Below are 14,089 nucleotides of genomic sequence, written 5' to 3'. Positions count from 1 at the left end.
TCGAGGACAGGGGGCAGTAGTCATGCCGAGCCCGGCAGGCTGTCACCGTCCAGCATGCTCGCGAGACGGCCACGAAGAAAGTATCGGGGGCGCTTGTTCGCATAGCGCGACCCACCTAGTCGGGACACACGGGATATCTATCCTCATTGAATACCTGGAGCAGGGTCTCATTCCACCACCCACCGTAATTCGTACAGTACACACCCTTCAGCGCATCAATATTTATGCGCGCCAATGCCCGACCTTCGCCCACGAGAACAGTCGCCTCATTTGCATCTCTATTCAATACATACACCACCTTCTCTCCATCCGGCCCTTCAGACACTTCCGGAGGAACCCAGGGTGTGTGTAACGAACCAAACAAGAGGACTACTAAGCAACCAAGTGATGCACTGAGCGTCTCGAAACGTGTCGGAACCTCACTTCCGTCTGCATGACGCTTACGAGCCGCATTTCGACCTGCCCGCATTCGTTGAAGTATAAGCATGAAGATTATGAACAGGACGACAACGAACAGCGCAATGAGCATAGCCACAGGCACAATGAAGACAAGCAAGACCGTCGGCAAGGTCTCCAGCATCCGCGCGGCTGATCGCTCAACAGGTGTACGACGCCGCAGCTTCCGCTCGACCCTCGGCAGGAGGAAGACCGCCACAGCGCCATAAAGCATCGGCAAAACCGCGAGTAGCGTTCCCGTCAAAACGTTGACAGTGCCACCCGAGGCAAGAATACCAAATGCCGTAATACTGTCCCACCCGGCGACGGCGAGAATCTTCAGGCATATAAGAGTCGTTGTTGCACCCGCGGCGAGCAAACCAACGTGCTTCTCCCACCCGAAACCGCGAGAAGAGCCACTATCCGACACGGCGGTGCTCACCCTTCCCACGCTTCCTCAGCTAACGGCGCTCCGTTCAGTTCATCGCGTCGGACCCGCCAATCCGGCAGGTATCGATCCATCAAGGTCGTGAATGTGCCACCATGATTACGCTCGAAGTAGTGCATAAGTTCATGGACAACGATGTACTCCAAGCACACTGGATCCTTCTTCGCCAGTTCCACATTGAACCAGACGTTGTGCGTCTCGCGGTTGCAGGAGCCCCACTTGGTCTTCATCTTGCGAACCGTCCACTTCGGCACCATGACACCGAGCTCGGACTCCCATCGTGAGATCAGGCCCGGCAGCACGTTGCGTAGCTGCTCCCTGTACCAACGATCAAGAACCGCCCGCCGCTGCTCAGACGTGGAGTTGGTTGACGTGTAGAGAACGAGGCGCTCGCCATCGAGCTCAATGTGGGAACGTCCGGCGCGCTCAACGACCTTGAGGCGCTTGCGCGCCCCCCACACATAATGACTCTCTCCTGTCACCATCTCGCGCATCGACTGGCGTGCGGCTCCGGCCAGCTCCTTGCGCCGCCGACGGATCCACGAGAGCCGTTGCACCACCGCGAGTCGGATGGTGTCATCGTCGAAGCGCGATGGTGCTGCCACCCGCACTCGCCCGAGAGGTGGATAGACGCCGATGTGCAAGTGCTTGATGTCCTTGAACACAACGTCGACGTCGATGCCGCCCACTGTGAGGTAGTTGTCAGGCATACTCATCGCGCCTTTGAAGCAGGTCGAGGACCTCTTCCGCACGATCGCCCTCAGGTACGTGCCGTCGAATGGCTCGCAATACCTGCTTGCGCTTGAGGCCGTTTCCCTTCCACCCATGCTGCTTAACGTTGCGCACGGCGTAGTCAATCTGAAGTGCAGTCTCACTGTCGGGCCAGAAGAAATCGACCAGCGCCCGTTGCCCCCCGTTCGTCGCCCATCCCGGGTACGAGCGATCTGCATGGCCTTCGCCCGAGCGCTGCGCGATGTCGAGGATCTTCGCGAGGTACTCCTCGTACGCAAGTGCCTGCTGGCGCCGCTCTTCAAGCACAGCGTCGAGAAGCTCACTCATACGATCGAAGAACTTCGGGTTCGTCCCGTGCTCGTCGATGATGAGCTTGCGGGTGTTGTTGACGATGGTTTCGGCCACCGCCTCCTTGTTCTTCTTGATGCCCGGTGGCAGCCTGTCGATCGCGCCTGCGCCCAGCTTGACGATCAGGTCGATGAGCCCGTCGTCCTCAAAGTTCGAGACGACCTCCGATGCGCTGGCTTTGATGTACGTATCCAGCAGGAAGCGCATGTCCGCCTCGTAGGCCTTGAAGTCGACGTCCTCGCCAGCGGCGAGCTTCACCTCTGCCCGCACATCGCTGTAGTGCGCGATCTCCGCCTTGATCTTCTCGACGTCGGCAGGGCTGTAGCCGGCCGCGCTCATGTCGTTGGCGATGTTCGCAAACGCCCGTGTGACTCCGGACACGGCCTTATAGAGCTCGACGCGCTTGGGCTCGTTGTCCTTGATCTCCTGCGCATTCCCGGCCTCGCGAGCAACGAAGTACGCACGGTACTGATCGGTGCCCTTCGGCGGTAGCACTGGTTCGCAGAGGGCTCGGATCCGTTCAAGGGCGTCCTCGAGGTCCTCGCGGGCCTTGTCGATGCGGTCGGAGAGGAGACCTTCGATGTCCTGCTTGTCGTACCCCTCGAAGGCACCGGCCGTGTAGTCATCGATGGCCTTCTCGAGCGACTTGAAGAGGTCGCGATAGTCGACGATGTAGCCGTAGTCCTTGTCGTCGCCGTCGAGGCGGTTGACGCGGCAGATCGCCTGGAAGAGGCCGTGGTCCTGCATCTTCTTGTCGATGTACAGGTAGGTGGCGCTCGGAGCGTCGAAACCGGTCAGGAGCTTGTCCACCACGATGAGCAGGCGCATCTGGCCGGGCTCGTCGATGAACTGCTTCTTGACGGCAGCCTCGAACTCCTCAACGCGACCCATCGCTTCGTCTTCGGACGCGTCGAAGTAGTCTGCGAGCATGCGCCGGTAGGTGTTGTATCGCGCCATCTTCTCGGTGAACCCAGCGCCGGAGTCCTCCTTCGAGATCTCGCTGACACTCGGTTCGTAGCTCGTGACGATGGCGCACTTGCCCTTGAACCCGGCAGCCACGAAGAGGTCGTAGAAGGTGCAAGCCTGGCTGATGCTCGAGCCGACGAGCATCGCGTTTCCGCGACCATCCATGAGCCTCGGGCGAGTGTCCATATCGAACAGGATGTCCGCCACGATCTGCGATGCGCGCGACTTGCTCGAGACGACCTTCTGCATGGTGCCCCAGCGCTTCTTCAGCTCAGCGCGACTGAGGTCGGTCATGCCCTTGGTCTTCGCCTCGAACCACTTGTCGACGTGCTGCGGCGACGTCATCTCCTGGTCGATGTCACGCGCCTCGTAGCGCAGATCCAGCACGACACCATCGTCGACAGCCTCGTTGAACTTGTAGGTGTGAATGAACGAGCCGAACGTCTCGATGCTCGTAGCCTTGTCCTGCTTTAGCAACGGCGTGCCCGTAAAGCCGATGAACATCGCCTCGGGCAGGAGCTTCTTCATCGCGTCGTGCATCTTGCCCGACTGCGTGCGATGGGCCTCGTCGACGAAGACGAAGATGTTGCCCTTGGCCTTGAAGTCAGCGGGCAGGGAAGCGCTGAGCTGTTCGATGTAGTCGTCCGTGTCCGCCGTAGCTTCATCGTCGTTGCCGCGGAACTTGTGGACGAGCGAACCGATCAGCCACTGCTCGGACTTGTTGAGTGTCGCGATCAGGTCGGCGCCACTCTTGGTGCGATAGAGCGACTCGCTGACGCCGTTGAAGACCTTCTCGATCTGGTCGTCGAGCTCGGTGCGGTCGGTGATGAGGAGTACGCGCGCATCCGGCTGGTTCTCGCGGATCCACTTGGCGAGCCACACCATCGTGAGGCTCTTGCCGGATCCCTGGGTGTGCCAGATGATGCCGCCCTCGCGCTTGGCGATACGCGCCTGCGCGGCCTTGATGCCGAAGTACTGGTTGTGCCGCGGGCCCTTCTTGACGCCCTTGTCGAAGACGATGAAGTCATGGATCAGCTCGAGGAAGCGGCCCTTCGAGCACATCTGCAGCAGCGCACGATCGAGCGGGGACTGGACGTCGGAGACTTCCTTCCACTCGAGCCAGTACTTCTCTGGGGTGTCGATCACGCCGTAGCGAAGCCCCTCGGCGTCGTTGCCGGCGAAGAGGAACTGCGTCGGGGCGAAGAACGGCCGGATGAAGTCCTTGCTCTGGTTGCCGATGTTCTGGCGAATGCCCTCGCTGACCGAGACCTTCGAGCGCTTGAGTTCGATGATGCCGAGTGCCAGACCGTTGACGTAGAGCACAACGTCGGGACGCTTCGTGTGCTGACCGAGCACCGTGACCTCTTCGGCGATAGCGAAGTGGTTGGCGTTGGGATCCGCCCAGTTGATGAGATGTACGGTCTCGGACTGTTCACCGACGGCTGCCTTGACCTTCACACCGTAACGGAGCAGCTCATACACGTCGCGATTGGCCTCGTAGAGATTGCGCCCGGCGCCAACCGCCGCCGCTTTGTGCAGGCGATCGAGCGCCCGACTGATGAGCGTCGCGTCGTACCCGCGCGCCTGGAGGTTCTGGATCAGCAGATCGTCCTCGATGCCACTGGTGCGGTTGCCGTCGTGCCAGTCACCGAGGTACTCGTAATCGAGCCGCTCCCTGAACAGCTTGACGACGCGACTCTGCGTCTTACGTTCGATCTGACCTACGGTGCTCATGACGGTTCTCCTGCGTGCTCCACAGTTGATTCACCCACCCACCGCGCGAGCACGCTCAACGCAGCCAGGTGTTCAAGGGCCACTTGCTCAGACATCTCCTGATCCACGTCGTGGCTGAGCGGATTCCGGATCCCCGCGAAGACACCTTCCGCGAACGCCATCGCGCCACGCTGTACTGAACGGTAGGTGTCGCTGTCTTCCGGACTCGTCCGACGAAGTCGGGGCTTGCCCGGCTTAGCAGGATCGGTCGAGAACGACTCTTGGAACAACTTCGTCTCGCTGACATCGCGGCGGCCGACCTTGTTCTGGGTCTCCGCGTTTAACTTGGTAGCAGCATCGCGCACTGCCTGAACGTAGTGGCCCGACTGCCACAGCGAGCGCGCGCCGCTCCAGATCCACGGGTGCAGGTTGGCAGCGGAGATCCCAGGGGCGTCGTCGCCCAAGTTCTGCCGCAGCTCGTCCTCACGTTGAAGTTGAGCGCGGCCTCTGCTTGCCGCCTCCCGCAAGCCAGCCCACTGACGCCCTTTCTCTGGTAACGCTTCTCTCCATCCCGGGGTCGCTCGATCGAGAATCTGCTCGACGATCTGCGCCTGCGCCGCCAGGTCGCTTCCTGACCCGCGATACACAGTCCCAATCACGTTCGCGCTCGGATGCGGGATCCGCTCAGCCAGGTGAATGAACGAGTCGAGTTCGTGTACTGCCCATTCGAGGTTCATCCCATTCACGCGGCGACCACGTCATTCACCGGCAGGCGGGTGCGGCCAGTCAGAAGTTGCTGCATCATGCCCGTCTTGACTGCTTGGGCTTTACTGAGTCGAGCGTTCAGCGCGTTGATCTCGATGCTCACTTCGCGGAGCGTCGCACCGATCGCCCGCTGCTCGTCGATCGCGGGCTTCGGTACAACCAGGCTTCGGAAGCCAGGCATGCTCACGACGTACCGTGTCCCACTTCCAGCCGCGAGGGTCGAGGCCTGAGCTCGAAAGCTCTCTGTCGAGAACGCGTACCCAAGGTATGACGGATCCCAACCCGGCCCGGGCCGCCAACGAACAAGATGGTAGCTGTACACCACGCCCGGCAAGTCGGCGTCAGCAACGGCAGAGCGAGCAATGTCGTCCGGCGTTTCTGATGTAGGGGTAAAAAAGACGTCTCCAGCCTTTACGGAGCATTTCGCCATTTTCGGCGCCGACGCTGTCACATGCATCGTCGCCGTCCCCTGATCAATGAACTCAGCTCGGTATACGTCCATATAGTTCAGTAACACCACGGCCGTCTCCGTGGGGTTGCGAGTCTTATCGACCCCTCCCCCTGTGATCGCACCCGATTCCCCGAGAGCGACTTCGTCCCACCTACCGGTGAAGCCGGGGAGGCGAGTCTTGCCGGTGAGGAGCTGCTGCATGATGCCTTGCTTGATCGCCTGCTTCTTGGCGATGAGGCGCTCGAGTGTGGCGATCAGGTCATCGGAATCCGCAAGGGCTCCGGCGATCACCCGCTGCTCCGGCAGGCTCGGCAACAGGATCTCAAACTCCGAGAACTGAGACTTGTTCACGAGCGGGACAGCTTGCTCACCAGCCTGCTCACGCACCAACGTCGACAGAGTCGATGACGCGTAGTAGAGATACTCCGCATCAACGGCAGCGTTAGGTATGACCGAGTTGATCTGCTGGTTCGTGGTGAGTTCACGATCAGCCATCCCAATCTTTCCGATTGTCGAACCGATACACACGAATAGGGTTGCGCCGGCAGGAACTCGACGCGACCGACCGAATCCTTTAGCGGAGAGCATCTTGGCCGTGCTCCGCACATACTTGCTACGTCCGAGATCGGCTGGACTCACGAAAAGATGTTGCCGACCGTAGTTCGAACGGACACCGGTCGGCGGCGTGCTGCCAGTAATGACCGTGCCAATCGCATCGAGCCGCGCGCTACGCCACGGAGCATCAGTGGTCATGACGAAACCCCCATGACAGCAAGATGGTCAGAAACCTTCGCCTCGAGCCGCTCCAACTGAGCGGCAAGGCTGCCGACGGTTACGGCGTACCGCTCTCCGAGCTGTTGGATGCGAGCGACGAGCGCGAGGGTCAGCGCGTTAACCTCACCGTCGATCTTCACCGCGATCGCGGCACGCCACTTGTCGTCGAGCACGATCGACTTGACCTCGTTGTCCGTCAGGTCGCCGTACTTGCGGAGCGTCTGCTCGTCGAGCGCAGCCTGAGCTTCCTTCGCCGCCTTCTTCGCCACAGCTTCATGATTCACCAGCTCAAGAGCGGCTTTGGCGCAGTCGAGAATCTCCTGGTCTCCACTCGCTCGGGCTTCCCGGATCACCGCGCTGACGAGCTGCTTCGTGTACGTACCCTTGTCGTTCGTCGCCTCGGCAAGCGGCGCTTCATCGGCGCCGTGCTCCTCTGCGTGCTCAGTGACCGCCACCGTCGCCGCTTCGAGCTCCGCGTTCACCTCATCGACGCGCGCTTGCTCATCTGCGAAGTAGCGCCCCACGATGAGTGACGGCGGGACGAGATCCATCTTGTACTTGGTCTTCTTGCGACCGGTACCGAGCTCGAGGTCCGCGGTCTCGTTGAGCTTGCGCTCCTTGTCCTCGATGGTCGGGCGGGGTGCCGCTGCTTTCGCCCAGTCTCCGCCTGCGCTCAGTTCCGCCATGATTAGGCTCAGGTCGTCGTGCATGACGTCGTGCCAATAGGTCGTGAGCTGCTGATAGGCGTCGTACTCGTTGAGGAGCGGAACCGGCTTGAAGCGTTCGAGCAGGTCGTCGCTTAGCGTCGTAATCAAGTCGCCCGGCCTGGTCTCGGCTGTGAGATTCAGGAGCGTGCCGCGGTGGGCGGCGAACCAATCGTCGACGATGGCAGCGACCTGTGCGCGGAGGCTGTCGAGCCCGCTGCGGTGAAGCGCGTAGTCCTGCACCTCACTCAATTCGACCTTGAGGCTGGAGTATCCCTCACGGAGCGGCTCGAAGAGCGCGTCCTTCAGTGACGGCAGTGCATCCCAGTACTTCTGGAGTGCTTCGATGTCGCGGTTCGGGATGCCGCCGTTGAGGTGCGCGGAGAGATCCTGCAGATCCTCGGGCTCCGAGCTGTCGATGTAGCGCGGGATGTTGAGGTTGTAGTCGTTCTTCGGATCGGCGATCTCGCTCATCGGCACCATGCGCGAGTAGCGATCGATCTCGATCTGCTTGTTGAACGTGTCGACGATGCGGTGAATGTCCTGGTCGCGCAGGCGGTTCTTGGCGCCGTCCTTGATGAACCCCTTCGACGCGTCGACCATGAACACGCCCGCACGGCCAACGGCGTTCTCCTTGTCGAGCACGACGATGCACGCAGGGATGCCCGTGCCGTAGAAGAGGTTTGCCGGCAGACCGATGACGCCCTTGATGAAGCCACGCTTGAGCAGCTCGCGGCGGATGTTGCCTTCGGCGTTGCCACGGAACAGCACGCCGTGCGGGAGGATGACGGCTGCCTTGCCTTCGGACTTCAGCGACGTCAGCGCGTGGAGCAGGAAGGCGTAGTCACCGTTCTTCTCAGGAGGCTTGCCGTACTCGAAGCGCCCGTAGTCCTCCTCGAGCCCGTTGCTCCACGACTTGACGGAGAACGGCGGGTTCATGACGACGTAGTCGAAGGTCTTGAGCCTCGTCCCGTTCGTCAGCTGCGGGTTGGTGATCGTGTCACCCTTGTAGATCTCCGCGGTCTCATTGCCGTGGAGGATCATGTTCATCTTGGACAGCGCCCACGTGGCGTTGTCCTTCTCCTGGCCATAGATCGTCATGCCGCGCGGCGCCTCAGCAGCCGCCTTGAGCAAGAGCGATCCGGAACCGGCTGCGGCGTCGTAGACCGTCTCATCCTGACGCGTCTGGCGGCCAATGCCGACAACCTTCGCCACGACGCGCGACACCTCTGCGGGCGTGTAGAACTGGCCCTTGCTCTTGCCCGACTCCGTCGCGAAGTGACGCATCAGGTACTCGTAGGCGTCCCCGAGCAGGTCGTCGCCCTCAGCTCGCGAGCCACTGAAGTCGAGATCGTTGAAGATCGTCACCAGCTTGGAGAGGCGATCCTGCATCTCCTTGCCGCTGCCGAGCTTCTCGGGGTCGTTGAAGTCGGCCTGGTCGATGACGTTACGCAGGTCGTTGGCTTCGGCGAGCTTGCCGATGATCTTGTTGAACCGGTCGCCGATCTCCTTGTCGCCCTTCGCGGCGAACATGTCGTCGAACGAACCACCCTCGGGCACCTCGATGAGGCTGTCCGGGTCGGACTTCGCCTTGTCCGTGACGTACTTCATGAAGAGCAGCGTCAGGACGTAGTCCTTGTACTGACTCGCGTCCATGCCGCCGCGGAGCTGGTCCGCGCTGGCCCACAGCGAGCTGTAGAGGTCAGACTTCTTGAGCGCCATCAGATTCTTCTTCCGTCGTCGTCGCCATCGCTCACGCCTTTCGCGTCCCCGACGCTCGCGAGGTACTCATCCCGCACGTGCGACAGCCGTCGTTCCGTGCCGGCGAGCGCCCAGTACCACCAGCCGTTCACGCCGTGCCCGAGCACCGCGCGGCCCGCGCCGGAGGGGGTGTCGTGCGGCGTCTCGCCGACGTGGATCCGCCCGTCCTGCGCGATCGCCGCCTCGATGCCCTCCGCGAAGTAGCTGCCGCCCGGCACCAGTCGCGTCCCGGCCTCGAGCCATCCGGCGTCGACGAGCTGTGCCACATCGACCTCGTTCGACGCCGAGCCGTTGCCTCGCGTCTCGGTCAGCCCGACGTGCCCGTGCGGCGCGGGCCAGACGACGAGGATCTGATCGATCAGCTGCTCCGTGCGCCGCTCGATGGCGCCCTCGTCCCAGCCGGTCTCCCCGGCGAGATCGATCGCGTCCTTCGTGATGAGCACGTCGTCGGACCGCAGGAAGTGATCCCTCTTCTGCTCCCACGGTCCGTTCGAGACGCGCGTGTTCAGCGACTGAGTGACGATCGTGAGGTTGCCGAGCTGCTGGATCCGGTGATCCCGCATGGCCTGCTCGTCGTCGCTCAGCTCGGCGAACCAGCTCTTGCGCCACTTCTGAGGCATGAGGTGCTCGATCGTGGCCTTGCCGCGCACGATCGGGCCCATCGCGAAGCGTCGCCCGTCGGGGTATCCGCGCTTGACGTCCTCGAGCGCCTCGAAGATCATCCGTTGAATCGACTGGCGGTACGACCAGTAGGCGCGCACCTCGCTGACGACCGATCGCACCTCGGCGTCGTCCGGCCAGTAGCCCGTGCGCGAGTGGATGTCTGCGAGGAAGTCGACGACTCCCTGCGCCACCCGATCCGGCGGAAGGCTGCTCACGCGCCGGAGGAGGTCGACGATCGTCCGGTTGGATCCCTGCGACGTCGCCTTCACCAGCGCCCGCCGCACGAACCAGGACTCGAGGGTCCCGAGGATCCGGTTGCGATCCTCGTCCGTGATCGCCTCCTGCTCCGGCTCGTCGAGCCAGATGAGCAACGGGCGCGCGACGTCCGTACGCAGCGCGTCGACGCGGTAGCTGAACAGCTCGATGCGGCTCAGCTCGCCGACCTCTCGCGCGGATCCCTCGATCACCGCGCGATAGCGATCCGCCGCCCGCTTGATCTGCGGCAGCAGCGCGCCGATGTCCTTCGCGACCGTGCTCACATAGTGCTTGAACTGCGTGAACACCTCGCGGATCGGAAAGTCCTCGAGCGTGCGGGCGGTCAGCCACTGCCAGAGGAACAGCGACGAACGCGTGTTCTTCACGCGCCCCGATGTGACCGTCTGCTCCCACCACGGCGTCTCGAAGTCCGCCCAGTACGCGAGGTAGGCGCGCTCGGTTCGCTCCTCCGGCATCTGCTGGAAGACGTAGTTCTTGATGAGGTCGGCCGCCGACAGGGGCGTGCCGCGGGCGTTGAGCGTCTCGAAGATCGCCTGCGCGTCTTCGTTCGCCTCAAGGGTGATGCTCGCTATCTCGAGTCGAGTCATCACCGAATCCGCGAGGGACGCCGCACGCCGTTCGACGTCGTCGCCGTCCCCGAGCCACTCCGTGATGGATCCGGTGAAGAATTCGTGCGCGTCGCGCATCCGTGTGTGCGCGATGTCGCTGTACTGCGCCGCGACCGGCAGCGACATAACTGCCGCGAAGCCCTCGCGGTCGCGGTTCGTGGGCCAGACCTTGTAGCGGTCCTCGTCCTTTGTGCGCTCGTCTTGCGAGTTCTCCGTCAGTGGCAGAATCCGTCGGGCGAGGCTCGAAAAGCCGCGATATTCAAAGGACGAGTACATCGCATTGAGGAACAGCTGGAGGGTCGTCAGGCGCTGCTGTCCATCGATGACGTTCCACGTTGGCAGAACACCCAACGAAGTCGGCACCTGCTGGATGACGATGGCACCGAGGAAGTGCGTCGCGTTCTGATCGTGCCGATCGATCACCTCGATAAGCCGAACGATGTCCTCGCACAGCGGCTGCCACTGCGACTCCCGCGACCACACATATGGGCGCTGGAAAAGCGGCACCACGAGACGCGTGGGACGGTAGAACACGTCTTGCGGCTTGACGACGTCGGTCCTCATCGAGCGAACCTCGGGGCCATACCGGGATTTCATGGAGCGCCTGCATGCTGCTCAGTGTATTAGTATCCGGTGCCCGCCACCCGGGCGCGACGGCCTCCGCGCGTGACGAATGTGTCCCATCCCGAGTCTGATGTGTCGGACGAGCGCCTCATCCCCTACTTCTTCCGCAGCGCCCCCTTCGTATCCAACGCCAGCTCCTCCGCATCGATCGCGTCGAACACCTCGCGCATGACCTCCTCGCTGAGGTTTCCCGCCCTCGACTGCTCGAGCGCGACGCGGCGGCGCACCGCGAGCCAGCCCTTCGACAGCGCGAGGAACTCCTCGTGCGCGACCCCGCCCCGGCGCGCGGTCGCGTCATCCGTGGCTCCGTCGATCTCGCGATCCCCGCGCTCCGCGCCCTGCTCGATCCTCAGTAACCCACGCGAGAACCGCTTGAAGGCGTCGATGTCGTCGGATCCGTACTTTGCGCCCCAGCGCTCCTGCTGCTCCCGCAGGTACTCGACGCCCGCCTCCTTGCTGAGCCGCCGCATGCGCGCGATCTCGCGGTTGTCGGCCACCGTCTGATCCGTCGCCGACACGCCCAGCCCGCGGATCAGCGCCGGAAGCGTCAGCCCCTGCAGCAGCAGGGTGCCGACCGTGACGATGTACGCGACGGCGATCATCGTCTCGACGTTTCCGTCCGGCATCCCGTGCTCGGTGAGGTCGGGCAGCGCCACGGCGAGCGCGAGCGTCACGACACCGCGCATGCTCGACCATGACACGACGAGGCGCTCCTGCCACGACAGCCGCGGCTTCTGCACCCGCGTGCGGATCGCCTGCGCCGTTGACTGCACGGCCATCGCCGCGCGGCGCTTCTTCTGCTCGGCGATGCGTCGGCCGGGCCGGGAGGACGGATCCGCTCTGCCCGCCTCGGGCGCATGTTTCCAGCGCCGCAGCTTGATGCCCTTGCACATCTGCCCCGAGGCGTACGAGACAACGAGCGCAACCGCGGTGACGACGAGCGGAGCGGGCCAGCCACGCCGTCGAGCAAGCGACGTGATCGCGATCGAACCGGCCAACCCGTTACCCACCACGTCACATTACGTCCGCAGAAGTCACCCCATGACGGAGATTCCCCCTGGCCCCACCCCGAAACCGAAACTCAGGGAAACATCGGGAACATCGACGCCCGTCGAGGAGTTGAATGGCATCAGGTCGCTGCGCCGACCGCTGCGCTCGGCGCCGCATCAGCCCCCGTTTCCTCAGGAGATTTTTCATGTCCGCAACAACCGATCCGAAGGTGAAGAAGAAGCGTCCCTTCTACGCCTCCTTCGGCTTCCAGATCATCGCCGCGCTGGTCCTCGGCATCGTCCTCGGCCTCGCGGCCCGCCAGTTCGGCGCCTCGGCCGAGAACCCCACGTGGCTGTCCGACACGCTCGGCACGATCGGATCCTCGTACGTCACCCTGCTGCGCGCCGCCGTCGTGCCGCTCGTGTTCACGGCCATCGTCGCGAGCATCTCGAACCTGCGCCGCGTGCAGAACGCCGCGCGCCTGGCCGGACAGACTCTCCTCTGGTTCGCGATCACCGCGCTCATCTCGGTGTCGATCGCGATCACCCTCGGCATCGTGCTGCAGCCCGGCGCCCGCGCAGGCGGCGGTCTCGAGACGGGCGAGCCCTCGCGCGTCGGCTCCTGGTGGGACTTCCTCATCGGCCTCGTGCCCGAGAACTTCCTCGGCCTCGGCGTGCGGGGCGGCATCGACGAGGGCGGCGCGTTCACCGGATCCGTCAGCTTCAACATCCTGCAGATCATCGTCGTGTCGCTCGTCGTCGGCCTCGCCGCGCTCCGCGCCGGCAAGAAGGCCGAGCCGTTCCTCGACTTCACCGAGTCGCTGCTGAAGGTCATCCAGCGGGTGGTGTGGTGGATCATTCGCGTCGCCCCCATCGGCACGCTCGGCCTCATCGGTAACGCGGTGGTGCAGTACGGCTGGGAGAAGCTCACCTCGCTCGTGTGGTTCACCGTCGCCATCTACATCGGCCTCGCCCTGGTGTTCTTCGTCGTCTACCCGCTGCTCGCGAAGGCGCACGGCCTGTCGATCAAGCAGTACTTCACGGGCGTGTGGCCGGTGACGCAGTTCGGGTTCGTCAGCCGCTCCTCCATCGGCACCCTGCCGCTCACGCAGCGCGTCGCCGAGCGCAACTTCGGGGTCCCCCGTTCGTATGCGTCGTTCGCCGTGCCGTTCGGTACGACCACCAAGATGGACGGCTGCGCCGCCATCTACCCGGCCATCGCCGCGATCTTCGTCGCGCAGTTCTTCGACATCGAGCTGACGTTCATCCAGTACGCGCTGATCGTGCTCGTCTCGGTCGTCGGATCCGCCGCAACGGCCGGCACGACCGGCGCGACCGTCATGCTCACCCTGACGCTGTCGACCGTCGGCCTGCCGCTCGAGGGCGTCGGCCTGCTGCTCGCCATCGACCCGATCCTCGACATGGGCCGCACCGCGCTCAACGTCTCGGGCCAGGCGTTGATCCCGGCGATCGTCGCCAAGCGCGAGAAGATCCTCGACCTCGACCTCTACAACGCGCCGCGCGAGGGGCTGCCGTTCCACGACGAGGAAGAGGCCGACGAGCCCGTCGACGCCGACCGCGACACGGCGCACTCCGCCCGATAGGCGAATCCATCGTCGCCTGAGCGGCGCACCTCGAACACAACGCAGTCGATTCCGGCTCCGGATCGGACCACACCGCGGAAACACGCGGCACGTGGCCACCTGGGGCCCGGGATTGACTGCGTTGTTGTGCGAGCCACCGACAGCCGACCGACCCTGAACAACGGCGCCCGTGACCCGCCCGATATCCCGCGCTCCCAGAAACATCACAAAACGGTAACTAACGTGGTA

General features: G+C 63.3%; 9 protein-coding genes. 1 reads left to right on the top strand and 8 read right to left on the bottom strand.

The window, feature by feature from the left end:
• Positions 1 to 115 precede the first annotated feature (115 nt).
• The 8 genes from IEW87_RS04110 to IEW87_RS04075 all read right to left on the bottom strand — a co-directional run bounded on the left by IEW87_RS04110 (position 116) and on the right by IEW87_RS04075 (position 12,278).
• A complete protein-coding gene (locus IEW87_RS04110; RefSeq protein ID WP_188711021.1) occupies positions 116 to 877 on the bottom strand; it encodes a hypothetical protein in 762 nt (253 codons plus the stop codon).
• Positions 874 to 1,593 carry a M48 family metallopeptidase gene (locus tag IEW87_RS04105; RefSeq protein ID WP_229730930.1) on the bottom strand — a complete coding sequence of 240 codons (720 nt, stop codon included), beginning with the start codon at positions 1,591 to 1,593 and terminating at the stop codon, positions 874 to 876. Before IEW87_RS04105 ends, IEW87_RS04110 begins: the two co-directional genes overlap by 4 nt.
• On the bottom strand, positions 1,586 to 4,663 hold the full coding sequence (locus IEW87_RS04100) for a type I restriction endonuclease subunit R (RefSeq protein WP_188711019.1): 3,078 nt from the start codon (positions 4,661 to 4,663) through the stop codon (positions 1,586 to 1,588). The genes IEW87_RS04105 and IEW87_RS04100 overlap by 8 nt, the downstream gene beginning before the upstream one ends.
• On the bottom strand, positions 4,660 to 5,379 hold the full coding sequence (locus tag IEW87_RS04095) for a TIGR02391 family protein (RefSeq protein ID WP_229730929.1): 720 nt from the start codon (positions 5,377 to 5,379) through the stop codon (positions 4,660 to 4,662). The genes IEW87_RS04100 and IEW87_RS04095 overlap by 4 nt, the downstream gene beginning before the upstream one ends.
• Before the next feature lie 5 nt (positions 5,380 to 5,384).
• On the bottom strand, positions 5,385 to 6,611 hold the full coding sequence (locus IEW87_RS04090; RefSeq protein WP_188711017.1) for a restriction endonuclease subunit S: 1,227 nt from the start codon (positions 6,609 to 6,611) through the stop codon (positions 5,385 to 5,387).
• A complete protein-coding gene (locus IEW87_RS04085; RefSeq protein WP_188711016.1) occupies positions 6,608 to 9,058 on the bottom strand; it encodes a type I restriction-modification system subunit M in 2,451 nt (816 codons plus the stop codon). Before IEW87_RS04085 ends, IEW87_RS04090 begins: the two co-directional genes overlap by 4 nt.
• The gene (locus IEW87_RS04080) at positions 9,058 to 11,208 is read right to left on the bottom strand and encodes a GmrSD restriction endonuclease domain-containing protein (protein ID WP_188711015.1); all 2,151 of its coding nucleotides are present in this window, start codon (positions 11,206 to 11,208) and stop codon (positions 9,058 to 9,060) included. Before IEW87_RS04080 ends, IEW87_RS04085 begins: the two co-directional genes overlap by 1 nt.
• 155 nt (positions 11,209 to 11,363) lie before the next feature.
• Positions 11,364 to 12,278, bottom strand: coding sequence for a cation:proton antiporter domain-containing protein (locus tag IEW87_RS04075; protein ID WP_188711014.1), 915 nt, complete (start codon positions 12,276 to 12,278; stop codon positions 11,364 to 11,366).
• 185 nt (positions 12,279 to 12,463) lie between these two features.
• On the opposite strand from IEW87_RS04075, the gene IEW87_RS04070 reads away from it, so the two are divergent.
• Positions 12,464 to 13,861, top strand: coding sequence for a dicarboxylate/amino acid:cation symporter (locus IEW87_RS04070; protein WP_188711013.1), 1,398 nt, complete (start codon positions 12,464 to 12,466; stop codon positions 13,859 to 13,861).
• Positions 13,862 to 14,089: the final 228 nt, after the last annotated feature.

The sequence above is a fragment of the Microbacterium faecale genome (assembly GCF_014640975.1).
GTDB classification, from domain to species: Bacteria; Actinomycetota; Actinomycetes; order Actinomycetales; family Microbacteriaceae; genus Microbacterium; species Microbacterium faecale.
This window is presented reverse-complemented; position numbering and strand designations above follow the sequence as displayed.